Source organism: Microbacterium sp. (assembly GCF_031178445.1).
GTDB lineage: Bacteria > Actinomycetota > Actinomycetes > Actinomycetales > Microbacteriaceae > Microbacterium.
Genome location: NZ_JAPSIY010000001.1, coordinates 251,586 through 274,299 on the forward strand (window position 1 = coordinate 251,586; position 22,714 = coordinate 274,299).

A 22,714-nucleotide genomic window follows, 5' to 3' on the forward strand; every position below is an offset into this window, starting at 1 on the left:
TGCCCCCGGGATACATGATGTCATCTCCCGTCAGGTGCGTTGAACGCGCTGCCGGAAACGCTGCACCATCCAGCATCCGCCGTAGATGAGGAACGAGATGGTGGTGATGTACGGGCTCACAGGCAGAGTGCCGGCCAGCGCCAGCAGGATGCCGCCCACCGCCGAGACGAAGCCGAACAGCGCCGCGAGCAGCGGCACAGCCACGGGACCGGCGCTGACGCGCATCGCCGCGGCCGCCGGCGTGACCAGCAGCGCCATGACCAGCAGGGCGCCGATGATGTGCACGCTCACCGCGACGATCAACCCGAGCAGCACCATGAACACCAGGCTCACAGTGCGGGTGGGTACGCCTCGAGCGGCGGCGGATTCGGGGTCGAGTGAGTCGAAGCGCAGCGGATTCCACATCAGCAGCAGACCGGCCAGCACCACGACGCTGATCCCGATCAGCCACCCGAGGTCGGGGCTGGAGACGGACACGATCTGACCCGTGAGCAGGCCGAAGCGGTTGGCGCTGCGCCCTTCGTAGAGAGAGAGGAAGAGGATGCCGAGGCCCAGGCCGAACGGCATCAGCACGCCGACGATCGAGTTGCGGTCGCGTGCCTTGGCGCCGAGCACGCCGATCAGGATCGCGGCGACCAGCGCGCCGCCGATGGAGCCGGCCACCACGCTGCCGCCGAACAGAAGCGCCGCCGCGGCGCCGGCGAACGAGAGCTCGCTGACGCCGTGCACGGCGAAGGCCAAGTCGCGCTGCATCACGAACACGCCGACGAGACCGCCGACGAGGCCGAGGACGGCCCCGGCGATGAGCGAGTTCGACAGCAGGACGAGCAGGGCGCCGTAGTCCTGGAACGAGAAGACGTCGCCCCAGTCGACGAAGTGGTTCATGCGTGCGCTCCGGATGCGGCGTCATCGTCGTGCTCGTGGTGCGTCTCGGCATCCGGCACGCCCACGACGACCAGGCGGTCGCCGGCGCGGAGCACGAACACCGGGGTTCCGTACAGGTCGGTCAGCACGCGGCTCTGCAGCACCTCATCGGGGGTGCCGAGCACGAACCGGCCACCGGCGATGTACAGGATGCGGTCGACGCGGTCGAGGATCGGGTTGATGTCATGCGTGACGAAGAGCACAGCGGCGCCGCGTTCGCGCCGCTCGCGGTCGATGATGTCGGTCACACCGCGTTGATTGGCGAGGTCGAGGTTCGACAGCGGCTCGTCGCACAGCAGCAGCGAGGGCTCGTCGGCGAGGGCCTGGCCCACGCGCAGCCGCTGCTGTTCCCCGCCCGAGAGCATCCCGACGCGACGGTCCGCGTAGTGCGCGGCGCCGACTCCGGCGAGCAGTTCATCGACCCTGGCCCTGTCTCCGCGACGCGGCACGGGCAGGCCGAAGCGGGTGCCCTGCACGCCGAGGGCGACGAGGTCGCGGGCGCGCATGCTGGTGTCGGGCGGCAGCGGCCGCTGCTGCGGGATGTATCCGATGCGCGGGTTGCCGCGGCGGGCGGGTGAGCCTCCCACGCGGATGCTGCCGCTGGACAGCGGCTGCAGCCCCAGGACGGCGCGCAGCAGTGTGGTCTTGCCCGACCCGGACGGTCCGAGCACGGCGATGAACTCGCCAGGCTGCACCTCGAGATCGAGCCCGGCCCACAGCTCGCGGTCACCGCGGCGCAGCGCAGCGCCCTGAATGCGGAGGATCGGCTCAGCGCTGATCGACTCGGCGCCCTGGCTCACTTCTCGAGCGCGTCGGCGAGGCTCTGGATCGCGTCGTGCATCCACTCAGCGTACGACTGATCCGCCTCGAGCAGCTCGGAGAAGGTCACGACGGGGATCCCTGCCGCCTCGGCGGCATCCTCGACCTTGTCTGTCTCCGCTCCCCCGGTCTGCGCGTTGGTGAGCACGGCTTCGACGCCGCCGTCCTCGATGAGCTGCAGCGCCGCGAGGAGCGTGGCGGGGGCAACGTCGTTGCCCTCCTCCACGGCGGAGCTGAACCCTTCGGGCGTCGCGTCGTCGAGTCCGGCCGCTGCAGCCAGGTAGCCGGGAAGCGGCTCGGTCATGAAGACCGGCGTTCCCTCGAGAGCGGTGTGCAGCTCGTCGAGCTCGCTCTCGATGCCCTCGAGCTCGGAGATCAGCTTCTCGGCGTTGGCCGTGTAACCGTCCTTGCCCTCCGGGTCGGCCTCGCCGAGGTCCGCGGCGACCTGCTCGACCACGTGGATGATCGTGTGCGGATCGAACCAGACGTGCTCGTTGAAGCCCTCGATGTGGTCGTGGCCCGCGTGATCGCCCTCTTCCTCGGCGTGGGCGTGCTCGTCGTCGGCGTGAGCGTGCTCGTCGTCGGCGTGAGCGTGCTCCTCGGCGTGGTCGTGTCCGTCCTCGCTGCCAGGGAAGTCGTGCGAGAACTCGGCAGCCGTGATGACGACCGCATCCGAACCATCGCGCAGCTCCTCGATGAAGCCGTCGTAGCCTCCGCCGTTCTCGATCACCAGGTCGGCCTGCTGGACTGCGAGGCGATCGCGTGCGGTCGCCTCGTACGAATGCGGATCCTTCTCGGCGGAGTCGATCAGGCTCGTGACGTCGACCCGGTCTCCGCCCACCTCCGCCGCCAGCGCCCCGTAAACGTTCGTCGAGGCGACGACGCGCAACTTGCCGTCGTCAGCGGCGCCGGGTGCGGAGGAGCATCCGGCGAGCACGATGACGGATGCGGCGGCAAGCGCGAGAGCGGCGTGGGACTTCTGCATGCATCCAACCTAATGCATATGAGAATCATTCTCAACAAAGGCGCCACCCTGGCCACCCCGCCCATCCTCACGTGAGAATTGCCTTGCCGCTTGAGAATGGCGCTGGCAGTGCGATTCTCAGGCGGCAAAGCAATTCTCGGGGGCGGGGAACACGAAGTGCGACCGTCAGTCGTCCGGGGCGAGCCAGACGGTGCACTCACCGGGAAGGGCGGCTCCGGAGACGGGCGTGCTTGCGAGCACGACGTGCTCGGCATCCGCCCCGAGATCGAAGGATTCGGCGCCGAAGTTGGCCACGACCTGCCAGCCGTTCGGACGAGCGAAGCGCAGCACGTCGACGCGGTCGGTCTTCAGCCACTCGAGACTCTCGCCGGTCTGCAGCCGGTGCCGCAGGCGCAGCGCATCCCGATACAGCGACAGCGTCGATGAGGGATCACCCGCGAGCACATCCACCGCGTGCTGCGCGAACCAAGCCGGCTGCGGCAGGTGCGCGCCGCCGGAACCGAAGCCGAATGATGATCCGTCCGCTGTCCACGGCAGCGGGACGCGGCATCCATCGCGTCCCAGGCCGTCGAACTCTGCACCGCGGAAGAAGGCGGGATCCTGACGCTGTGCCGGGGTGATGTCGGCCACCTCGTGCAACCCCAGCTCCTCCCCCTGATAGACGTACGTGCTGCCGGGCAGGCCCAGCAGCAACAACGTCGTCGCGCGCGCTCGGCGCAACCCGCCCTCGCGGTCGAGCTGTTCCTCCGGCCCGCCGGCAGCGACCCACTCGGTGCCCTGCTTGACGTGCCGGCCGTTCAGCGGCTGCAGCCCGTATCGGGTGGCGTGCCGGGTCACGTCGTGGTTCGAGAGCACCCACGTGGTCGAAGAGCCGCTGAGCGTCGCCTGCGCGAGGTTGTCGGCGATGATCCGGCGGAACTCCACCGCATCGAAGTCGGCCACCAGCAGGTCGAAGTTGAACGCCTGCCCGAGCCCCTCCGCCGACGCGTACTTCGCTCGGCGCTCTGGAGTACTCACCCACGCCTCAGCGACGGCGGTCCGCGGCGGATCGTACGAATCGAACACCTGGCGCCATTCGGCGTAGATCTCGTGCACGTCGTCTCGGTCGATCAGCGGGTGCGAGCCGTCCTGCGGCAGCAACGCCAGCTCGGCGCGGCTGGGCAGCGGGTCGCTCAGGTCCTTCGTGAGCATGTGCGCGACGTCGATACGGAACCCGTCGACTCCGCGATCCGACCAGAAGCGCAGTGTCTTCAGGAAGTCAGCACGCACCTCCTCGTTGTCCCAGTTGAGGTCGGGCTGCTCGACCGCGAAGTTGTGGAAGTACCACTGCCCGTCGTCGACGCGCTCCCACGCGGGGCCGCCGAACACCGACACCCAGTCGGTCGGCGGTTGCGAGCCGTCGGGACCTGTCCCCTCGCGGAAGATGTACCGATCTCGCGCCTCGGAGCCGCGGCCTGCGGCGAGCGCCTCCTGGAACCACTCGTGCCGATTCGAGGTGTGGTTGGGCACGATGTCGACGATGACGCGGATGCTCCGCGCGTGCAGCGCCTCGACCATCGCGTCGAAGTCGTCGAGGGTCCCCAGTCGCGGATCGACATCCCGGTAGTCATCGACGTCGTATCCACCGTCGGCGAGCGCGGACGGGTAGAACGGGCTCAGCCACACCGCGTCGATGCCCAGTTCGGCGAGGTAGTCGACTCTGGACAGGATCCCGGGAAGGTCGCCGATCCCATCGCCGTTCGCGTCGGCGAAGCTGCGCGGATAGATCTGGTAGACCACCGCCTGACGCCACCACGCCGCGACTTCGTCGGTGTGCTTCTGGTCGGGAACCGTGTCGGTCATGCGGGATGCGCTCCTTCGCTCGGCTTCGCCCCGTACGCTACGTGCGCGGCGGCGGCCGCGCCAGCCCCCTTGACGCCACCGGCCGGGCACGCGACGGGTCGGCGTGATCAGACAGGCGCAGCTCAGTCGACCAGCAGCGCAGGCTCCTCGAGCACGGATGCCACGTCGGCGATGAAGCGGCTCATGCCGTCGCCGTCGATCACGCGGTGATCGAACGAGCCGGCGACCGTGGTCACCCAGCGCGGGCGCACCTCGCCGTCGACCACCCACGGCTTCTGACTGATCGTGCCCATCGCCACGATGCCGGCCTCGCCGGGGTTGATGATCGGGGTTCCGGCATCCATTCCGAACACGCCGATGTTCGTGATGGTGATCGTGCCGCCCTGCTGGTCGGCAGGGCTGGTCTTGCCCTCGCGCGCAGTCGTCGTCAGGCGGTTCAGAGCGCGGGCCAGATCGCGCATGCCGAGGTCCTGCGCGTCCTTGATGTTGGGCACGAGCAGGCCGCGCGGCGTCGCTGCCGCGATGCCCAGGTTCACGTAGTGCCGCACAGAGATCTCGGCGCCGTCTTCGGTGTCGATCCACGCGGCGTTCACCATCGGCGTGCGGCGCACGGCCCAGATCACGGCCCTCGCCATGATGAGCAGCGGCGACACCTTGATGTCGGCGAAGTCGGGCGACGCCTTGAGGCGCTTGACGAGCTCCATCGTGCGGGTGGCATCGACCTCCTTCCACACGGTCACGTGGGGTGCGGTGTACGCGCTCTGCACCATGGCGTTCGCACTCGCCTTGCGCACGCCCTTGACCGGGATGGCCTCCGAACGCGCCGGGTCACCGCCCGGCTGCAGCCCGCGGGCGAGGCCGACAGTCAGCGGCTGCGGTGCGGGCACCGTCTCCTCGCGCACATCGCCCCATTCGGGTGTGGAGATGTTGCGGAAGACGCTCGCCTGCGAGGCGAGCTGCACGACGTCGTCGCGGGTCACCTCGCCGTCGGCGCCGGTGGGCGTGACGGCCGTCAGGTCGACGCCGAGGTCGCGTGCGAGCTTGCGGATCGGGGGCTTGGCGATCACACCGACCGACGAGCGCACGGGACGCGCCGCCGGGCGCTTGCGGCGGGAGGTCGCTCCCCCGCCGCTGCCGTATCCGACCAGCACCGATCCGCCGCCCTCGTCGGCCGCAGGCGCCGCCGGCTCGGGCTTCGCGACGGGTGCGGGCGCATCCGTGACGAAGGTGATGATCGGCGAGCCGACCTCGACTGTGGCGCCCTCATCGACCAGAAGCTCGCCGACTGTGCCCGCATGCGGCGACGGCAGCTCGACGAGAGACTTGGCCGTCTCGATCTCGCAGATCACGTCGTTGATCGCGACGGCATCGCCCGGAGCGACCTTCCAGCTGACGACCTCGGCCTCCGTGAGTCCCTCGCCGACGTCCGGCAGGGTGAAAGTGCGGGTGCCCTTTTCAGCATCTGAGCTCATGACGGAATCCGATCAGTAGGCGAGGGAGCGGTCGACGGCCTCCAGGATGCGATCGGCATCCGGAAGATATGTGCCCTCGAGCTTGGCGGGCGGGAACGGGGTGTCGAAACCCGAGACGCGCAGCACGGGAGCCTCGAGCGCATAGAACGCACGCTCCATGACGGTCGCCGCGATCTCGCCACCCAGGCTGTTGAACCCCGGGGCCTCCTGCGCGTAGACCATCCGGCCCGTCGAGCGCACCGAGTCGAGGATGGGCCCGTAGTCCACGGGCGACAGGGAGCGCACATCGACGACCTCGCAGCTGGTGCCCTCGGCCTCGGCGAGCGCGGCCGCCTGCAGCAGGGTCGTCACCATCGCGCCATGGCCGACGAGGGTGATGTCGGTGCCGCGGCGCACGACGCGAGAGGCGTGCAGCGGAACAGCGGATGCCGACAGGTCTACCTCGCCCTTCGGCCAGTACCGGCTCTTCGGCTCCATGAAGATCACCGGGTCGTTCGACGCGATGGCCTCCTGGATCATCCAGTAGGCGTCGTTCGGGGTCGACGGCGACACCACGCGCAGGCCCGGGGTGTGGGTGAAGTACGCCTCCGGGCTCTCCTGGTGGTGCTCGACGGCGCCGATATGGCCGCCGTAGGGGATGCGGATCACGATCGGCATCGACAGTGCGCCCTCGTGCCGGTTGGTGATCTTTGCGAGCTGGGACGTGATCTGGTCGAACGCGGGGAAGACGAACCCGTCGAACTGGATCTCGCACACCGGACGGAACCCGGCCATGGCCAAGCCGATCGCCGTGCCGACGATGCCGGACTCGGCGAGCGGTGTGTCGAGAACGCGGCGCTCTCCGAAGTCGCGCTTGAGGTGCTCGGTCACACGGAACACTCCCCCGAGCGCTCCGATGTCCTCGCCCATGAGCAGCACGCGGGGGTCGTCCTCGAGGGCCTTCCGCAGCCCTGCGTTCAGCGCCTTCGAGAAGGGCATCGTCTCGATGGTCATCGGTCCGCCTCCTGCTCGAACGACGCCTCGTAGGCGTCGAGCCACTGCCGTTGCTCGTCGATGAGCGGATGCGGTTCGCTGTAGACGTTCCGGAAGATCGTGTCCCGGTCGGGTGCGGTCAGCGCGACCGTGCGAGCGCGCAGATCCTCGGCCGCATCCGCCGCCTCGGCGTCGACACCGTCGAAGAACGACTCCGCCGCGCCCTTGCCGAGAAGGAAGGCACGCATGCGCGCGATCGGGTCGCGGCGGGCCCACATCTGCTCCTCGTCGGAGCCGCGGTACTTGGTCGGGTCGTCGCTCGTCGTGTGCGCACCCATGCGGTAGGTGACCGCCTCGATCGCGCGCGGGCCGAGCCCGGCGCGCGTCTCGTCGAGCAGCATCCGCGAGACCGCGAAGCTCGCGAGCACGTCGTTGCCGTCGACCCGCTCGCTCGGGATGCCGTAGCCGGCTCCCCGGCCGACCAGGGGCACCTTCGACTGCGTTTCGACGGGCACCGAGATCGCCCAGTGGTTGTTCTGCAGGAAGAACAGCACCGGCGCGTCGTAGCTGGCGGCGAACACCATCGCCTCGTGCACGTCGCCCTGGCTGGAAGCGCCGTCGCCGTAGTAGACGACGACGGCCTCGTCTCGCTCGGGGTCACCCGTTCCGGTCTTCCCGTCGAACGCGAGCCCCATCCCGTAGCCGGCGGCGTGCAGGGTCTGCGAGCCGAGCACCAGGGTGTAGATGCGGGTATTGCCGTTCTTCGGGTCGGTAGGGTCCCAGCCCCCGTGCGAGGTGCCGCGCATGACACGGATGATGTCGAGCGGGTCCACGCCGCGGATGCGGGTCACGACGTGCTCCCGGTAAGACGGGAAGATCGTGTCCTGCCGGCGTGCGGCGTGCGCCGAGCCCACCTGCGCGGCCTCCTGACCACGGCTCGGCGGCCACAGGGCGAGCTGGCCCTGGCGCTGCAGGTTGGTGGCCTGGGTGTCGATGGCGCGGATGATCACCATGTCGCGGTAGAACTGCTCGAGCTCGGCGTCGGAGAGAGCGTCGATCAGCGGCAGATACCGCTGCGCGGCATCCGACGGGGCGAAGCTTCCATCCGCTTCCAGGACGCGAACGAGGGGGATGTCGGTCGAGGTCACGGCTCCACGCTACCCACGCCCGCATGCCAGGTCACGCATAGTTAGGGGCCCCTTGTAAGTGCCCGGAACGCGTAAGAAGTCCCGGTCAGCGGCCGTGCGAGCGAGCCAGGCGCTCCAGCGCGGCCTCGATCGCGTGCCGCGGGGCGGCGAGGTTCATGCGCTCGAAGCCGGCACCCTCCGGCCCGAACATCGCGCCTTCGTCGAAGAACACCAGAGCCTCCTGCTCGTGGATGCGCTGCAGTTCCTCGGGCGACAGCCCGAGCGCGCGGAAGTCCATCCACTGCAGGTAGGTGCCTTCGAGATCGTGCACGACGACCTCCGGCATCCGTTCGCCGAGGAAATTCCGCACCATCTGGTGATTGCCGTGTACCAGGTCGATGAGACCCGCGAGCCAGCCGTCCGCCTTGGTGTACGCGAGCCGGCAGGCTTCGAACCCGAGCGCATTGAGGGTGAAGAACCCGGTGCGCGCCTGCTCTGCGCTGTAACGCTCGCGCAGCGCGTCGTCGGCGATGACGATGTTGCTCGTCGACATGCCGGCAAGGTTGAAGGTCTTGCTCGGCGCGGTGCAGACGATCGTGCGGGCTGCAGCATCCGCACCGAGAGTCGAGAAAACGGTGTGCGCGTGCCCGGGCATGACGAGGTCGAAGTGGATCTCGTCGCTGATCACGGTCAGGTCGTTCTCGCGGGCGATGCGCCACACCTGCTCGAGCTCCTCGCGCTCCCACACCCGTCCGGTCGGGTTGTGCGGGCTGCAGAACAGCAGCGCGGTGGTGCGCGGATCGGCCGCCTTCTCGGCGAGGTCGTCGAGGTCGAGCCGCCAGCGACCGTCACGCTGAACCAGCGGGTTGCGTACGACGACGCGGTCGTTGTTCTCGATGGCACCGAAGAACGGGTAGTACGCGGGCGTCTGCACGATCACGCCGTCGCCGGGGGCGGTCACGGCTCTGATCGCCGTGTAGAAGGCGGGTACGACACCGGGTGCGAGGCGGATGTGGTCGCGCTCGACCCCCCAGCCATGGCGGTCGCGGAACCAGCCCGTCACGGCGTCCCAGTAGGCGTCGGTGGCCATCGTGTAGCCGAGCACCGCGCTCTGCAGGTGCTCTCGCAGCCCCTCGGTGATCTCGGGCGCGAGCTTGAGGTCGAGGTCGGCGACCGAGAACGGCGGGATGCCGGCCGGCACGTCTGGGTTCGACTGGCGCATGGAGTCCCATTTGGCCGCGCCCGTTCCGGTGCGATCGATCACGGTCTCGAAGTCGTAGTACATGCCGTCCGGCCCGCCCGTCTCAGCGCAGTGCCGCAGCGACCTGCAGCACCCTGTCGATCGATTCCTCTTCGCCCACCGAGATCCGGATGCCGTCGCCCGCGAAGGGCCGCACCATCAGGTCGGCGGCGTCGAAGGCGGCCGCGGCTTCGTCGGTGTGCTCGCCCGTGGGCAGCCAGACGAAGTTCGCCTGCGTGTCGGGTACATCCCAGCCCTGCGCGCGCAGACCCTCGGCGAGACGCGTACGTCGCTCGACGATGACCGCGACCCGCTCGCGCAGTTCATCCTCGGCGTCGAGGCTGGCGATGGCGGCGCGCTCGGCGGCGCTGGTCACCGAGAGGGGGATGCCGGTGGTGCGAGCCGCGTCGAGGACGCGAGGGTGCCCGATCGCGTAGCCGATGCGGAGGCCCGCCAGCCCGAAGGCCTTCGAGAACGTGCGCAGCACCACGACGTTCGGGTGCTTCTCGAAAAGCCGCTCCTTCAGCCCATCGACCGCTTCGGAGTCGGTCACGAACTCGGCGTACGCCTCGTCGAGGATGACCAGCACGTCCTTCGGGATGCGGGCGACGAACGAGGCGAACTCCGCGCTGGTGACGATCGGGCCGGTGGGGTTGTTCGGCGTGCAGACGATCACGACGCGCGTGCGCTCGGTGACGGCATCCGCCATCGCGTCGAGATCGTGCCGGGCGCCCGCGTCGAGCGGCACCTGCACGCCCGTCGCGCCGGCGACCAGGGGAAGCCCGGGGTACGCCTCGAAGGAACGCCACGCGTAGACGACCTCGTCTCCGACGGATGCGGTGCCGAGCACGAGCTGATAGAGGATCGACACGCTGCCCGCGGCGACGTGCACCGCGTCGGCGGCGATGCCGTGCTTCTCGCCGAGCCGTGCCCGCAGCGCACCCGCGGTGGCATCCGGGTAGCGGTTGATCGGCGCGGTGTGCGCGAGCGCTTCGAGAACCGACGGCAGCGGCTCGAACGGGTTCTCGTTGCTCGAGAGCTTGAACGCATTCGCGCCGGCCTGCTTGCCCTGACGGTACGGCGGAAGGGCGGCGATCTCAGGGCGGATTCGGGGCAGCAGCGGCTCGGTCACGCTGCCGAGTCTAAAGGCGAGTCGAACCCATCGGCGAGCGAGCGACCTGTCGCTTCCCGTGCTGCACATGCGAGACTGACGACATCATGCGATTCCTCATCCGTGTCGTCGTCAACGCCTTCGCCCTGTGGGTGGTGTCGCTGATCTCCGTGCTGCAGATCACGATCACCCCGTTCGAGCCGGGAGAGACCCTGCAGCTGGTGCTCACCCTGCTCGCCGTCGGTGCGATCTTCGCGCTGGTGAACACGATCATCGGCACGGTCGTGAAGATCGTGGCGTTCCCGCTGTACATCCTCACGTTCGGGCTGATCGGCTTCGTGATCAACGGGTTCCTGCTGTGGCTGACCGCGTGGATCACCAGCGGGTTCGGCTGGGGCCTCACTGTCGGGCACTTCTGGTGGGGTGTGCTGGCTGCGCTGATCATCTCGGTGATCAACGGCATCTTCGGGTTCATCCTTCGGCCGCAGAAGAAGAAGCGCTCCTGAGCGCCGGCGCCGGGCGCGCCTTCCGACCGGCTTGTTCCGGCACCGGATGGCGGCCGCGTCACGGGCGCTTCGCCTCGAACTCCATCCGCTCGACCGACACCGCCTCGCCGAGCTCGGCGTAGAACCCGTCGCGCAGCGCAGCGACCCTCGGGTCGCCGGACGTGTCGACGAGGCCAGCGGTCTCGGTGTACTGGCCGAAGTCGTGCTCGTCCCAGAACAGCAGCTTGTCCACGTCGCGGGTGGCCGTGAAGCTCTCGGCCGATCCTGAACCACCCGGCGAAGGGTCGCCTGCGAGGTTGGCGACGAAGTCGGCGTCATGCTCGAGCCGAACGTGCGTCTGCTCCTCGGTGAGCCACGGATCGACGGGATTGCCGGCGGTGATCACCGTGCTGACCGTGTAAGGGCTGTCCATCGCGGCGAACGACGCGATCGTGGCGCCCTGCGAGTAGCCGACGAAGTCGACGTGGTCGCCGGGGCGCGCCCCCGCCTGTTCGAGTGCGACGAGCGCAGCCTGCTGGGATGCCGCCGTCTCACGGTTCATGTACATGTCCCAGTTCGAGCTCATGTCCCAGGGGTCGTCTGTTCCGGGCATCACCGCGCGGGTCCCGTCTAGGTACGCGACGAAGCGCTTCGTGCCGTCGTTCATCGTGTACTTCTCAACGACCACCTGACCCGCTCGCCCGTAGGGGATCCGCTCCATCGACTGCTTGAGGCTCGTCGGCGCCGCCGTCGCGCCTGTTGCGACCAGACGCACCTCGACCGGCGGGGGTGCACCGGTCAGGCGCGTGCCGGGCGGAAGTGCTCCTCGACCGAGCTGGTTCGCGGCGTCGATACCGGTGCGGAGGATCTTCTCGGCCGGTCTCGGACCGAGGAAGCCGCCGGCCAACGCGCCGGCGAGCATGCCCAGGCCGGGCGGAACCGCCAATGAGAGCGTTGCCGTGGTGAGCCCTGTGACCAGCGGCCCGAACAGATCGAGCGGCTGGTCACCCGTGCCGGCGTAGCGCTGCTTCTCCCCGTCGGCCGCGAGCCATTTCACCCGATTCTCGATCTCGGGGTCCGACTGCACCAGCACGTCGATCCGCGCCTGCAGCGCTTCGGCCGCGGCGGGATCGGCGACACTCACCGCCTCTTGCTGCGCGCGCAACTCGACCAGCTCGAACGTGTCCGCCATGACCTCGCAGCCCTGGGCGATCTGGTCGACCACGGGCGCCAGATCCGACAGCCTGCCTGCGGAGGCCGTGATGCCCGTGATCCCGACGCTCTGCTCGACGTGCGGCGCCTGCGACAGCGCGTGCCCGGCGCGTCGCATCAGATCGCAGGCATCGGCGAGGCGGGCGCCGACGTCGCGGAGTCTGCGGCCGATGTCGCGCACCGCCCCCGAGTCGACAGCGATCTGGCCGCCGGAGGTGATCGTCACCTCCTCGCTCATATCGGGGCCCCCGCCCGCACCTGCGCGCTCGCATTCTGCACAGAGGCGAGCTCACCCATCACCGAATCGTGCAGCTCTCGGATCGCCTGCCGCATGGTGCGCGCGCCCGAGCCGTCGTTGTGCCAGTCCGCATCCGCGGCGACTCCCGCGCACACGACCTGCGCATCGGCGAGCACGTCGGTCGCATCGTCGAGCAGCCGCAGGGCCGTGAACGCCCACCAGATCTCATCGCTCATCGGTGCTTCAGCGATCGCTATGGAGTACATGCGCCCAGCCTGCTCGCCGAGGGCATCCGTGCGAGGATCATCGCCCGGTGCCTGTGGAGGGATCGCGGACTCCACCTGCGTGGGGAGAGAAGTGCAGAATGGAGCCATGACCGACTCGGATCCCTTCCGCGTCATCTTCGTCTGCACGGGCAACATCTGCCGGTCGCCGATGGCCGAGGTGGTGCTGCGTGCCCTCGCCGATGAGCGGAGGCTCGGTGCGCGTGTGGTCTCGCGCAGCGCCGGGACCGGCGACTGGCATCTCGGCGAGCGCGCCGACGAGCGCACGCTCGAGGCTCTCACTCGCCGCGGCTACGACGGCTCCTCGCATCGCGCCAGGCAGTTCAGTGCGGCATCCTTCGCCGAGAACGACCTGATCGTCGCGCTCGACCGCACACACGAGCGCATCCTCCGCGCCTGGGCGCGCACCGAGGACGACGAAGGGAAAGTCACGCTGCTGCGCGCCTTCGATCCGGCGGCGTCCAGCATGGACGTACCCGACCCCTACTACGCGGGCGCGGCGATGTTCGATTCGGTGCTCGGTATGATTGAGACCGCGACCCGTGGTCTGTTCCGCCAGCTGGAGCCTGCCGTGCGCGCGCCCCGTACGACGCCCCGCGCGATGCGAGGGCCCGATCAGGAGGACCTCCCCTGACTTCTCTGCCCTCGCTCCCGCCCCAGCCGCTCAGCCCTCTCGACGGGCGCTACCGTGCCGCGGTGACCGGCCTGGCCGACTTCCTCTCCGAGGCGGGACTCAACCGCGCCCGCGTGGAGGTCGAGGTCGAGTGGCTGATTGCGCTCACAGACCGCTCGCTGTTCGGCACCTCGCCGCTGTCGGATGCCGACAAGGAGCGTCTGCGCTCGCTGTACCGCGAGTTCGGGCAGCCCGAGATCGACTGGCTCGCCGAGAAGGAGGCGGTCACCCGCCACGACGTCAAGGCCATCGAGTACCTCGTGCGCGACCGGCTGTCGTCGCTGGGCCTGGACTCCATCGCCGAGCTCACGCACTTCGCGTGCACGAGCGAGGACATCAACTCGGCCTCCTACGCGCTCACCGTCAAGCGGGCGGTCGAGGGCGTGTGGCTACCGGCGCTGGATGCCGTGATCGCCAAGCTGCGAGAGCTCGCCGTCGAGCACGCGGATGCTCCGATGCTCTCCCGCACCCACGGCCAGCCTGCCACCCCGTCGACCATGGGCAAGGAGCTCGCCGTCTTCGCGTGGCGCCTGGAGCGCGTGCGCGGCCGCATCGCAGCATCCGAGTACCTGGCCAAGTTCTCGGGCGCGACCGGCACCTGGTCGGCGCATCTCTCTGCCGACCCCGACGCCGACTGGCCGACGATCGCCCGGGAGTACATCGAGGGTCTCGGCATCGACTTCAACGTGCTCACCACCCAGATCGAGTCGCACGACTGGCAGGTGGAGTTGTACGACCACGTGCGTCACGCCGGCGGCATCCTGCACAACCTCGCGACCGACATCTGGACGTACATCTCGCTCGGCTACTTCGCGCAGATCCCCGTCGCCGGTGCGACCGGGTCGTCGACCATGCCGCACAAGATCAACCCGATCCGGTTCGAGAACGCCGAGGCCAACCTCGAGCTCTCCGGTGCCCTGCTCGGCTCGCTCTCGCAGACCCTGGTCACCAGCCGTCTTCAGCGCGATCTGACCGACTCGACGACGCAGCGCAACATCGGCGTCGCGTTCGGGCACTCGCTGCTCGCGCTCGACAACCTGCGCCGCGGCCTGAACGAGATCTCCCTCTCGCGTGACGTGCTGCTGGCCGACCTCGATTCCAACTGGGAGGTGCTGGCCGAGGCGATCCAGACGGTGATCCGCGCGGAGGTCGTCGCCGGTCGCTCGAGCATCACCGACCCGTACGCGCTGCTCAAGGAGCTCACGCGCGGGCACCGGGTGGGCGGAGCGGAGCTGGCCGAGTTCGTACGGGGCCTCGAGATCGGCGATGCCGCCAAGCAGCGCCTGCTCGCACTGACTCCTGCGACCTACACCGGAATCGCCGAGCGCCTGGCGAAGTAGGCGGAGCCTCCCGGGCGATCGATCGGGCCGCGGGTCGCCGGATTCGGCGGCGGCCGGTCCGCGCGGCCTGGAGCATTCGCCTCCGCGGATGCGTTTCGCAGGTCTCGGGCGCGGTCGAGCGGCGTTTTCCATCCGTGCGCGTTCGAGAGCGCGCGGATGACCCAGGGCATCGGGCGGGACTGTCCGGCATCCGGCGAGACCTTGTGCGGCCGCGGCCGTCGAGCGGATGCTGCGAAGATGCGAATACTGCGCATCGCCGGTGTCCTCGCCCTGGCAGGGGTGCTCGCAGGCTGTGCGGCCTCCGGGCCTGAAACCGCCCAGTCCAGCGTGGCGACACCGGGCGAGACGACGGCGAACGCCGAACCGATCACGATCGCCTCCGGGCTCGACGCGCCCTGGTCGGTCATCCGGCTGGAGGACGGCGGCGCCCTCATATCGCAGCGCGACGACGGTCGTGTGATCGAGCTCACCGCGGGGGGCGAGCAGCGCGAAGCGGGCACGGTGCCGGGGGTGGTGTCCGGCGGGGAATCCGGGTTGCACGGCCTGGCCGTGCTCGAGGAGGACGGCGAACGCTGGCTATACGCCTACCACGGCGCCGAGGACGACAACCGGGTGATGCGGATGCCTCTCACCGGCGAGGACTGGTCCCTGGGCCTGGACGTCGATCGGCTCGAGGTCGTGGTCGACGGCATCCCGCGGGCGTCGAACCACAACGGCGGACGGATCGCCTTCGGCGATGACGGGATGCTGTACGTGTCGACGGGAGACGCCGGGGACGGCGAGCGGTCCCAGGATCGCAGCGACCTCGGCGGCAAGATCCTGCGCATGACGCCCGAGGGTGACCCGGCACCGGGCAACCCGTTCGGAACGCTGGTCTACAGCCTTGGCCACCGTAACGTGCAGGGTCTCGCGTGGGACAGCGAAGGAACACTGTGGGCGAGCGAGTTCGGGCAGAACACCTGGGACGAGCTGAACCGCATCGAGCCCGGCGGGAACTACGGCTGGCCCGACCACGAGGGCATGGCGGATGCCGAGGACGCGATCGATCCCGTCGCGGCCTGGGCGCCTGCCGACGCGAGCCCCAGCGGCATTGCGATCGTCGACGACATCGCGTACGTCGCGGGCCTGCGCGGCGAGCGGCTCTGGCTGCTCGACGTCAGCGATCCGGATGCTGAGCCGCATGCCGTCTTCGCCGGCCAGTTCGGCCGCTTGCGCGATGTGGTCGCCGGGCCGGACGGAACCCTGTGGGTGCTCACCAACAACACCGACGGCCGCGGTTCCCCCGGCGAGGGCGACGACCGCCTGCTGCAGCTCACCCTGCCTGAGGGCTGATCCGCCAGGTCGTCAGGTACCGGACGGCTGCTCGGGGGCGTCCTTGTCGCCGGCACGCGACTGCTGGCGCTCATCGTCTGCCCGCTTCTCGGTGCTCGACGGGTCGGAGTCCTCCGGGTCGAGCAGCACGGGGCGATCCACGCGCTTCGTCACATCGGCGGGGTCGACGGCGAGCATCAGCATCGCAAGACCCAGCAGAGTGACGATGAACGATGCGCCGCCGATGACCAGGCCGAGCCCGATCGGCGTGAGGCCCTCGTAGGTGCCCTTTGAGATGGCGAGGTTGACGCGAGAGGTGAAGGCACCGGTCGACACGAGCGTGACCACGGTGGCGAAGACTCCGGCGGTCAGTGCGATGCCCACCAGGTGCAGCGGGCGCAGGATCTCCCGGCGGGTCGGCTTCCGGTCGGTCATGCGTGTCCTCCATGGTCGGCCAGGCGGTCGGCCTCGGCATCCGTGCCGGCGTCGTGCGCCGTCGTCTTGGCGCCGGGCGTGAGCCCGGCGATACCGAGGAAGACGGCCACGATCGCCGCATAGGCGCCGAACAGCCCCACCCCGAGGATGATCCCTGTGAGCGAGAAGGTGCCCGCTCCCTCGATCGTGTACTCCTGCACGAAACCCGCCGGAACGATCAGCAGGGCGGCGGCGAGCACCAGTCCCAGAATGCCGACGGTGAGCGCGTCCCGCGCGCCGTCGCTGCCGCGCATGCGGATGCCGGCGAGCAGCTCGACGAGACCGGTGAGTGCAGCCCAGGTGATGAGCACGACGAAGAAGAGCACGTCGGAGCGCCAGGCCGGGACACTGCTCGCCATGCCCGCGATGAAGGTGATCGCAGCCAGCAGGACGGCAGGCCACCGGCGGCCACTGGGATACACGAGGGCGGCCGCGACCGCGAGCAGGAGCGAGGTGACGATCGCGAACCCGCCGAACACCGCAAGCCCGAGCGCGGCGGAGTGGTCGGGCGAGAACGTGATCATGACGGCGGCCACGGCAGCGAGCGCGGCACGGCTCAGCTGCACGTGGCGCGCCGTGAACGGGCGGGATGGGGCGGGCATGACGGTCCTCGGATCGGTGGCCCTCCCAGTCTACGCCGGGGTTGCCATGCGGCATCCCGGCGGCGCTGGGCTTGGCTGGCCAGGGCGCGTTTCTGCTCTGAGCGGAACAGGTGGAGCGGGACGACCGCGGATGCCTACCGTGAACCCATGGCCGAGATCGTCCCGTTCCCCTCCACCCGCGCTCCGCGCGAACCCGAACCGCTGTGGCGCGAGCTGCTGGGCACCGAGCTTCGCCGCCGCAGACACGAGCGCGGCGACACGCTGACCGAGACGGCAGAGGCCGCAGGCGTCTCGCCGCAGTACCTGTCCGAGATGGAGCGCGGGCTCAAGGAACCGTCCAGCGAGATGATCGCCGCGGTCGCCGGCGCGCTCGAGACCAGCCTGCTCGAACTCGCCAGTGCCGTCGCCGACGGCTTGCGTCCTGCTGCGCCGCTGCGTTCGGCCGGCCAGGGCACGGTCGCCCTCGCCGCCTGATCGCGTCCTAGCGCGGTCCGAGCACCTGGTCGATCAGGCCGTACTCGACGGCGGCAGGCGCGGTGAACACCCTGTCGCGATCGGTGTCTGCGCGCAGCGCCTCGACCGCGCGGCCGGTGTGATGCGCCAGCACCTGCTCCATCTCGGAACGCACCCGCACGACTTCGTCTGCGGCGAGGATCAGATCGGGAACGGCACCGCGGGTCTGCGCCGCCGGCTGGTGCAGCACGATGCGCGCGTGCGGCAGAGCGGAGCGGGAGCCCGGGGCACCTGCGGCAACGAGGAGGGCGCCGACGCCGATCGCCTGGCCGACGCACGTCGTGGTGACGCGCGGGCGGATGTGCTGCATCGTGTCGTAGATCGCCAGTGCCGCGCTGGGGTCACCGCCGGCGCAGTTGATCGAGAACTGCACGTCGCTGTCAGGACTGTCGGCGTCGAGATGCAGCAGCTGCGCGATGATCGCGTTCGCGACACCGGCGTCTACCTCGGTTCCGAGGTAGACGATGCGCTCTGCCAGCAGGTGCGAATAGACATCCATGATGCGGTCGCCGCGCGGATGCTGCGCCACGACATTCGGGATGGTGTAGCCGCTCATCGTGACTCCTCCTGCTGCTGGTTCTCGAACGGAGCGTCGGCCCCGAGGCCGATCCGCGACCGGCGCCGCGGGAAGACGTCGGCGAGCGACGTGACGACACCGTCGATGAAGCCGTAATCGAGAGCCTCCTCGGCGGTGTACCAGTGGTCGTGCAGGGAGTCCTCGAACACCCGCTCGCGCGGCTGCCCGGTGTCTTCGGAGATGAGACCGATCACGGTGTCGCGCATATGCCGCAGGTCATCGGCCTGCACCTCGATCTCGACGGCCGACCCGCCGATGCCCGCCGAGCCCTGATGCAGCAGGATGCGGGAGTGCGCCAGTGCGCGGCGCTTGCCCTTCGTTCCGGCCGAGAGCAGGAACTGCCCGGCACTGCACGCCAGGCCGAGGGCGACGGTTGCGACGTCGTTGGGGATGGTGCGCATGATGTCGCGAATGCCGAGCATTGCCGGCACCGAGCCGCCCGGCGAATGGATCCACAGCGCGATGTCGGCCGCAGGATCCTCCGCGGCCAGACTGAGCAGCTGTGTCATGAGCAGGGTGCCGTTGTCGTCGTCGAGCGCTCCGTCGAGCACGAGCACGCGCTCGTGGAACAACGCCCGGCGCGACTCGGGCCCGAACTGCGGAATGGGCTTGTCTTCGGTCATGTGCCCAGCCTGCGCGTCGGGTGCCGCGTCCGTCGCGGGAATCCGCCTGCGGCGGATCCGCCCTGGGCGGAGCATCCGGTGGAGCAAACCTTGCATTGCAATACTTGCACTGCAAGGTTACCCTGGTCGCATGACCGAAAGCGCCGAGCGCATCGCCACCAATCTCCGCAAGGGGGTGCTGGAGTACTGCGTGCTGGGGCTGCTCGCCGAGAGCGAGCGGTACGGTCTCGAGCTCGCCAACGACCTGCAGACCCGCGGCCTGATCGCGAGTGAGGGAAGTCTGTATCCGCTACTCGCCCGCATGCGCGAGACCGGGCTGGTCGACACACGCACCGAGGCCGTCGGGGGCGGACGCCCGCGCCGGTACTACACGATCACCGCGCTCGGGCGCGATCAGCTGAGCACCTTCGTCGAGGTCTGGCGCACCCTCGGCGCCGAGGTCGACACAATCGTCAGGGGGCACCATGAACGCTGAAGACACCTACCTGCGCTCGGTGGAGCGGATGCTGCGCGGCATCGCCCCCGAGCACCGCACCGCCGTGCTCGACGACCTGCGCGCGCACTTCGCGGATGCCGAAGACGCCGGACGGGCAGTCGACGACACCATCACCAGCCTGGGCACTCCGAAGCAGATCGCCGAGCGTGCGCACGAGGAGTTCGGAACGGACGACTCGCGCGCCGAACGTGCCTGGCGGGTGCTGCAGGGCACGGCCGTCGCGATCGCCGTGGTGATCGGAGTCGTGGTGGCCTTCATCCTGCCGACCCACACCATCGCGACATCTCAGGGCGGTGAATCGCAGCTCCACCACTTGACCGTCTACGAGAACGACGGGCTGTGGATCGCACTGCCCGCTCTGGTTCCGGCGCTCATCGCTGCGGTGCCTCTCGTCGTCCCGCGAGCCGCGCGCACGGTGGTGGCCTCTGTCTGCGGCGTGCTGCTGGCCGCGATGGCGCTCATCGGCGGATTCACGCTCGGCGGGTTCTTCCTTCCCACCGTCCTGCTCACCTGGACCGGACTGATCGTATGGATCAGGTTGCGAGGCCACGGCTTCGGGCTGGGCTGGCGGGTTCTCGGCGCTGCGCTGACCGCGCTGCCCGTGGCCGCCGTCCTGACGGGGGCGATCGGATCCGGCACCGTCGGCATCAGTGCCTGGGGATGGCCCATCCTCGCGGCGATCGTCACACTCGCGGTGCTCATCGCCATCGGCTACCGCTCGGCGGGGTGGCTGCTCGCCTGCATCGGTCTCGTGGCTCTCGTGTCCGGCCTGCTCTCCGGTCAGCTGCTGACGCTTCTGGTGATCTGGCTCGGTGGCTGGTGGCTCAGCATCGGTCTCGCGCACGGGTTCACGGCGACGAAGCGCCCCTGACCCGGCGAGGCGCGGGATTCATCACCGCACCTCGCCGGGAGACTGAGGCCCGACAGCGTCATGGGGCCTCAGCCCTTCGGGTACTGGCATGTTAATCACCGGCGCGGTGCCCATCAAGCATCCGTCCAGTGCGTGCGCCCGGTTCGGCCCGGCGGCAGGGGCGAGAGAGGATGGGAAAGTCCTCTCGAGCGAAGGAGCCCCAGATGAGCCGGCCGGCCACCACCGCCACCACCGCGATCCGCGAGATGCGCGACTTCCTGTTCGCCCACGCCACCGACTACGACGGAGCCCGGGCGGGGTTCGCGTGGCCGCGTGTCGATGAGTTCAACTTCGCCCTGGAGTGGTTCGACGTCATCGCCGGAGAGAAGCCCGACCGACCGGCGGTGCAGATCGTCTCCGCCGACCTGTCCGTGCGCAGCTGGTCGTACGGTGAGCTGTCGGCGCGTTCCGACCAAGTCGCGAACTGGCTGCGCTCGCTCGGCATCGCCCGCGGCGACCACGCGATCGTCATGCTCGACAACACCATCGAGCTGTGGGAGATCATGCTCGCCATCACGAAGATCGGCGCGATCGCGATCCCCACCTCCACTCTGCTGTCGGCATCCGACCTCGCCTACCGGATCGATCACGGCAGGGCTCGAGCCGTCGTGACCCTCGGCTCCCTCACCGGCCGGGTCGCCGACGTCGCCGGCGACCTGATCCGCATCGCCGTGGGCGGCGCACCGGAAGGCTGGAACGACCTCGCAGCATCCGCCGGTGCCCCCGGCACCTTCGACCCCGACGGGCCGACGCCGGCGAACGACACCGCCCTGCTGTACTTCACCTCTGGCACCACCAGCAGGCCCAAGCTCGTGCAGCACACCCACGTGTCGTATCCGGTCGGACACCTGTCGACCATGTGGTGGCTGGGCGTTCGTCCCGACGACGTGCACTTGAACATCTCCTCCCCCGGTTGGGCGAAGCACGCCTGGTCGAGCTTCTACTCACCCTTCCTGGCCGAGGCGACCGTGTTCGTCTACAACTACGAGCGCTTCGACGCGAACACGCTCATGCAGGTGATGGACACCCACCACGTCTCGACCTTCTGCGCTCCCCCGACGGTGTGGCGGATGCTGATCCAGGCTGACCTCTCCCGGCTCACCCATCCTCCGCGCGAACTGGTCGGAGCCGGCGAGCCGCTCAACCCCGAGGTGATCACCCGGGTGCGCGAGGCTTGGGGCGGCACGATCCGCGATGGCTTCGGCCAGACCGAGATGACGGCCTGCGTGGGTAACTCCCCTGGTCAGGTCGTGAAGGACGGTTCGATGGGGCGAGCGCTGCCCGGGTACCCCGTCGTGCTGCTCGACCCGGTCACCGGCGAGCCCGTCGACGGCGAGGGAGAGATCGCGCTCGATCTGTCGCAGGCACCGATCGGCCTGATGGCCGGCTACTTCGAGGATCCCGAGAAGACGGCGGAGTCGCGCGCCGGCGGCTACCATCACACCGGCGACATCGCCGCGCGGGACGCCGAGGGCTATCTGACCTACGTGGGGCGCGCCGACGACGTCTTCAAGGCCTCCGATTACAAGATCTCGCCGTTCGAGCTGGAGTCGGTGCTCCTCGAGCACGACCTTGTCGTCGAGGCCGCGGTCGTACCCAGCCCCGACGCGACGCGACTGTCCGTCCCGAAGGCGTACGTGTGCCTGCGCGACGGTGCGGTCGACACGGACAGGGGCGAGACGCATGCCGCTCGGGAGGTCTTCGCCTTCGCCCGCGAACGGCTGTCACCGCACCTGTGGGTGCGCATCATCGAGTTCGTCCCCGAGCTGCCGAAGACCATCTCGGGCAAGATCCGGCGAGTCGAGCTGCGGGCGCGGGAAGCCGAGCGCGTCGCCACCGGCGACGACACTGCGCAGCACTTCGATCGCGACCACCGGTAGACCACCGGTCAGGACGCGACCGGCAGCGTCTCCGTACGCGGAGGTGAGGCGAGACGAGCGGATGCCGGGCCGGACGCGGTCCACGCGGCCGAGGCCGGCACGGCCGGCACGACGGGCACGACGGGCGCGACGGGCGCGACGGGCGCGACGGGCGCGAGCCTCTCCGCCGGCGCCTCGACGACCTGACGACGAGCCCCGGCGCGGACCAGCAGCCGCGCGACGGAGCCGATCACGAGGGCGGCGGCGAGCGCGCTCAGCGCCACGATCACCGGAGTCCACAGGTTCGCGAACGACGCCGACAGGCTCAGCATCGCACCGACGATCCAGACGCCGACCGCGCCCCCCGCGAGCCCGGCCGCAGCGCGCATGAGCGCGAAGGCGGCGACGAGCGCGCAGGCGAGCGCGATGACCGCTCCGGCGATTCCGATCGGCACGAAGACCGACATCAATGTGTTCGTCACTGCAAGAGATGACATGGCACGACCCCCCGTGTCACAGGCACGCCCCCCGGCGTGCCGTGATACCAGGTTACGCGGGTCTGCCGGGTTTTTTGTCCACCGGGAGAACGATTCGGCATCATCCCGTCGGATGATGCGTTGACAGC

24 protein-coding genes are annotated in these 22,714 nt (G+C 69.4%); 8 read left to right on the forward strand and 16 right to left on the reverse strand.

Going from position 1 to position 22,714, the window contains the following annotated elements; all coding sequences use genetic code 11:
• Positions 1–30: 30 nt before the first annotated feature.
• The 9 genes from RIN43_RS01215 to RIN43_RS01255 form a co-directional block, all read right to left on the reverse strand.
• A complete protein-coding gene (locus RIN43_RS01215; protein WP_309127044.1) occupies positions 31–885 on the reverse strand; it encodes a metal ABC transporter permease in 855 nt (284 codons plus the stop codon).
• Complete coding sequence (locus RIN43_RS01220; RefSeq protein WP_309127045.1) at positions 882–1,724, reverse strand: ATP-binding cassette domain-containing protein; 843 nt, start codon at positions 1,722–1,724, stop codon at positions 882–884. Before RIN43_RS01220 ends, RIN43_RS01215 begins: the two co-directional genes overlap by 4 nt.
• Positions 1,721–2,728: a metal ABC transporter solute-binding protein, Zn/Mn family gene (locus RIN43_RS01225; RefSeq protein ID WP_309127046.1), complete on the reverse strand. Its 1,008-nt coding sequence runs from the start codon at positions 2,726–2,728 to the stop codon at positions 1,721–1,723. Before RIN43_RS01225 ends, RIN43_RS01220 begins: the two co-directional genes overlap by 4 nt.
• 165 nt (positions 2,729–2,893) lie before the next feature.
• Positions 2,894–4,570: an alpha-amylase family glycosyl hydrolase gene (locus tag RIN43_RS01230; RefSeq protein ID WP_309127047.1), complete on the reverse strand. Its 1,677-nt coding sequence runs from the start codon at positions 4,568–4,570 to the stop codon at positions 2,894–2,896.
• Positions 4,571–4,692: 122 nt separating this feature from the next.
• Positions 4,693–6,042 (reverse strand): dihydrolipoamide acetyltransferase family protein, encoded by a 1,350-nt coding sequence (locus RIN43_RS01235; protein WP_309127048.1) that lies wholly within the window; start codon positions 6,040–6,042, stop codon positions 4,693–4,695.
• Positions 6,043–6,054: 12 nt separating this feature from the next.
• Entirely contained in the window at positions 6,055–7,035 is a 981-nt protein-coding gene (locus RIN43_RS01240) for a transketolase C-terminal domain-containing protein (RefSeq protein ID WP_309127049.1), read from the reverse strand.
• Positions 7,032–8,162 carry a thiamine pyrophosphate-dependent enzyme gene (locus RIN43_RS01245; RefSeq protein WP_309127050.1) on the reverse strand — a complete coding sequence of 377 codons (1,131 nt, stop codon included), beginning with the start codon at positions 8,160–8,162 and terminating at the stop codon, positions 7,032–7,034. The genes RIN43_RS01240 and RIN43_RS01245 overlap by 4 nt, the downstream gene beginning before the upstream one ends.
• 85 nt (positions 8,163–8,247) lie before the next feature.
• Complete coding sequence (locus tag RIN43_RS01250) at positions 8,248–9,426, reverse strand: MalY/PatB family protein (protein WP_309127051.1); 1,179 nt, start codon at positions 9,424–9,426, stop codon at positions 8,248–8,250.
• A gap of 19 nt (positions 9,427–9,445) precedes the next feature.
• Complete coding sequence (locus RIN43_RS01255) at positions 9,446–10,513, reverse strand: histidinol-phosphate transaminase (protein ID WP_309127052.1); 1,068 nt, start codon at positions 10,511–10,513, stop codon at positions 9,446–9,448.
• 86 nt (positions 10,514–10,599) lie between these two features.
• On the opposite strand from RIN43_RS01255, the gene RIN43_RS01260 reads away from it, so the two are divergent.
• Positions 10,600–10,998 (forward strand): phage holin family protein, encoded by a 399-nt coding sequence (locus tag RIN43_RS01260; RefSeq protein ID WP_309127053.1) that lies wholly within the window; start codon positions 10,600–10,602, stop codon positions 10,996–10,998.
• A gap of 58 nt (positions 10,999–11,056) precedes the next feature.
• Here RIN43_RS01260 and RIN43_RS01265 read toward each other — a convergent pair whose 3' ends face one another.
• Together RIN43_RS01265 and RIN43_RS01270 are read right to left on the reverse strand one after the other, a co-directional pair.
• Positions 11,057–12,415 (reverse strand): hypothetical protein, encoded by a 1,359-nt coding sequence (locus tag RIN43_RS01265; protein ID WP_309127054.1) that lies wholly within the window; start codon positions 12,413–12,415, stop codon positions 11,057–11,059.
• Positions 12,416–12,423: 8 nt separating this feature from the next.
• Positions 12,424–12,693 carry a hypothetical protein gene (locus RIN43_RS01270; protein ID WP_309127055.1) on the reverse strand — a complete coding sequence of 90 codons (270 nt, stop codon included), beginning with the start codon at positions 12,691–12,693 and terminating at the stop codon, positions 12,424–12,426.
• 106 nt (positions 12,694–12,799) lie between these two features.
• Here RIN43_RS01270 and RIN43_RS01275 point away from each other — a divergent pair, with 106 nt between their 5' ends.
• The 3 genes from RIN43_RS01275 (at position 12,800) to RIN43_RS01285 (ending at position 16,056) form a co-directional block, all read left to right on the forward strand.
• Positions 12,800–13,345, forward strand: a complete 546-nt coding sequence (locus tag RIN43_RS01275; protein ID WP_309127056.1) for a low molecular weight protein-tyrosine-phosphatase — start codon at positions 12,800–12,802, stop codon at positions 13,343–13,345.
• A gap of 5 nt (positions 13,346–13,350) precedes the next feature.
• Positions 13,351–14,724, forward strand: a complete 1,374-nt coding sequence (gene purB / locus RIN43_RS01280; protein WP_309127371.1) for an adenylosuccinate lyase — start codon at positions 13,351–13,353, stop codon at positions 14,722–14,724.
• 237 nt (positions 14,725–14,961) lie between these two features.
• Complete coding sequence (locus RIN43_RS01285) at positions 14,962–16,056, forward strand: PQQ-dependent sugar dehydrogenase (RefSeq protein ID WP_309127057.1); 1,095 nt, start codon at positions 14,962–14,964, stop codon at positions 16,054–16,056.
• 12 nt (positions 16,057–16,068) lie between these two features.
• Here the strand turns inward: RIN43_RS01285 and RIN43_RS01290 are convergent, their stop codons facing one another.
• A complete protein-coding gene (locus RIN43_RS01290; protein WP_309127058.1) occupies positions 16,069–16,470 on the reverse strand; it encodes a hypothetical protein in 402 nt (133 codons plus the stop codon).
• Positions 16,467–17,111, reverse strand: coding sequence for an acyl-CoA synthetase (locus tag RIN43_RS01295; RefSeq protein WP_309127059.1), 645 nt, complete (start codon positions 17,109–17,111; stop codon positions 16,467–16,469). Before RIN43_RS01295 ends, RIN43_RS01290 begins: the two co-directional genes overlap by 4 nt.
• Positions 17,112–17,258: 147 nt before the next feature.
• Here RIN43_RS01295 and RIN43_RS01300 point away from each other — a divergent pair, with 147 nt between their 5' ends.
• Complete coding sequence (locus RIN43_RS01300) at positions 17,259–17,585, forward strand: helix-turn-helix transcriptional regulator (RefSeq protein WP_309127060.1); 327 nt, start codon at positions 17,259–17,261, stop codon at positions 17,583–17,585.
• A gap of 7 nt (positions 17,586–17,592) precedes the next feature.
• On the opposite strand, the gene RIN43_RS01305 is transcribed toward RIN43_RS01300, so the two are convergent.
• Together RIN43_RS01305 and RIN43_RS01310 are read right to left on the reverse strand one after the other, a co-directional pair.
• Positions 17,593–18,180 carry an ATP-dependent Clp protease proteolytic subunit gene (locus tag RIN43_RS01305; protein ID WP_309127061.1) on the reverse strand — a complete coding sequence of 196 codons (588 nt, stop codon included), beginning with the start codon at positions 18,178–18,180 and terminating at the stop codon, positions 17,593–17,595.
• Positions 18,177–18,824 carry an ATP-dependent Clp protease proteolytic subunit gene (locus RIN43_RS01310; RefSeq protein ID WP_309127062.1) on the reverse strand — a complete coding sequence of 216 codons (648 nt, stop codon included), beginning with the start codon at positions 18,822–18,824 and terminating at the stop codon, positions 18,177–18,179. Before RIN43_RS01310 ends, RIN43_RS01305 begins: the two co-directional genes overlap by 4 nt.
• Before the next feature lie 130 nt (positions 18,825–18,954).
• Here RIN43_RS01310 and RIN43_RS01315 point away from each other — a divergent pair, with 130 nt between their 5' ends.
• The 3 genes from RIN43_RS01315 to RIN43_RS01325 all read left to right on the forward strand — a co-directional run bounded on the left by RIN43_RS01315 (position 18,955) and on the right by RIN43_RS01325 (position 22,110).
• Positions 18,955–19,299: a PadR family transcriptional regulator gene (locus RIN43_RS01315; protein WP_309127063.1), complete on the forward strand. Its 345-nt coding sequence runs from the start codon at positions 18,955–18,957 to the stop codon at positions 19,297–19,299.
• Positions 19,289–20,191, forward strand: coding sequence for an HAAS domain-containing protein (locus RIN43_RS01320; protein ID WP_309127064.1), 903 nt, complete (start codon positions 19,289–19,291; stop codon positions 20,189–20,191). Before RIN43_RS01315 ends, RIN43_RS01320 begins: the two co-directional genes overlap by 11 nt.
• Positions 20,192–20,394: 203 nt before the next feature.
• Positions 20,395–22,110, forward strand: coding sequence for an AMP-binding protein (locus tag RIN43_RS01325; RefSeq protein WP_309127065.1), 1,716 nt, complete (start codon positions 20,395–20,397; stop codon positions 22,108–22,110).
• Positions 22,111–22,118: 8 nt separating this feature from the next.
• Here RIN43_RS01325 and RIN43_RS01330 read toward each other — a convergent pair whose 3' ends face one another.
• Positions 22,119–22,586 (reverse strand): hypothetical protein, encoded by a 468-nt coding sequence (locus tag RIN43_RS01330; protein ID WP_309127066.1) that lies wholly within the window; start codon positions 22,584–22,586, stop codon positions 22,119–22,121.
• Between the last annotated feature and the right edge of the window lie 128 nt (positions 22,587–22,714).

Excerpts from the sequence above, each read along its gene's own strand:
- RIN43_RS01215 (WP_309127044.1), bottom strand. The coding sequence starts at position 885 with ATGAACCACTTCGTCGACTGGGGCGACGTCTTCTCGTTCCAGGACTAC.
- RIN43_RS01225 (WP_309127046.1), bottom strand. The coding sequence starts at position 2,728 with ATGCAGAAGTCCCACGCCGCTCTCGCGCTTGCCGCCGCATCCGTCATC.
- RIN43_RS01230 (WP_309127047.1), bottom strand. The coding sequence starts at position 4,570 with ATGACCGACACGGTTCCCGACCAGAAGCACACCGACGAAGTCGCGGCG.
- RIN43_RS01235 (WP_309127048.1), bottom strand. The coding sequence starts at position 6,042 with ATGAGCTCAGATGCTGAAAAGGGCACCCGCACTTTCACCCTGCCGGAC.
- RIN43_RS01240 (WP_309127049.1), bottom strand. The coding sequence starts at position 7,035 with ATGACCATCGAGACGATGCCCTTCTCGAAGGCGCTGAACGCAGGGCTG.
- RIN43_RS01250 (WP_309127051.1), bottom strand. The coding sequence starts at position 9,426 with ATGTACTACGACTTCGAGACCGTGATCGATCGCACCGGAACGGGCGCG.
- RIN43_RS01260 (WP_309127053.1), top strand. The coding sequence starts at position 10,600 with ATGCGATTCCTCATCCGTGTCGTCGTCAACGCCTTCGCCCTGTGGGTG.
- RIN43_RS01270 (WP_309127055.1), bottom strand. The coding sequence starts at position 12,693 with ATGTACTCCATAGCGATCGCTGAAGCACCGATGAGCGATGAGATCTGG.
- RIN43_RS01275 (WP_309127056.1), top strand. The coding sequence starts at position 12,800 with ATGACCGACTCGGATCCCTTCCGCGTCATCTTCGTCTGCACGGGCAAC.
- RIN43_RS01285 (WP_309127057.1), top strand. The coding sequence starts at position 14,962 with ATGCGAATACTGCGCATCGCCGGTGTCCTCGCCCTGGCAGGGGTGCTC.
- RIN43_RS01290 (WP_309127058.1), bottom strand. The coding sequence starts at position 16,470 with ATGACCGACCGGAAGCCGACCCGCCGGGAGATCCTGCGCCCGCTGCAC.
- RIN43_RS01295 (WP_309127059.1), bottom strand. The coding sequence starts at position 17,111 with ATGCCCGCCCCATCCCGCCCGTTCACGGCGCGCCACGTGCAGCTGAGC.
- RIN43_RS01300 (WP_309127060.1), top strand. The coding sequence starts at position 17,259 with ATGGCCGAGATCGTCCCGTTCCCCTCCACCCGCGCTCCGCGCGAACCC.
- RIN43_RS01305 (WP_309127061.1), bottom strand. The coding sequence starts at position 18,180 with ATGAGCGGCTACACCATCCCGAATGTCGTGGCGCAGCATCCGCGCGGC.
- RIN43_RS01310 (WP_309127062.1), bottom strand. The coding sequence starts at position 18,824 with ATGACCGAAGACAAGCCCATTCCGCAGTTCGGGCCCGAGTCGCGCCGG.
- RIN43_RS01315 (WP_309127063.1), top strand. The coding sequence starts at position 18,955 with ATGACCGAAAGCGCCGAGCGCATCGCCACCAATCTCCGCAAGGGGGTG.
- RIN43_RS01320 (WP_309127064.1), top strand. The coding sequence starts at position 19,289 with ATGAACGCTGAAGACACCTACCTGCGCTCGGTGGAGCGGATGCTGCGC.
- RIN43_RS01325 (WP_309127065.1), top strand. The coding sequence starts at position 20,395 with ATGAGCCGGCCGGCCACCACCGCCACCACCGCGATCCGCGAGATGCGC.
- RIN43_RS01330 (WP_309127066.1), bottom strand. The coding sequence starts at position 22,586 with ATGTCATCTCTTGCAGTGACGAACACATTGATGTCGGTCTTCGTGCCG.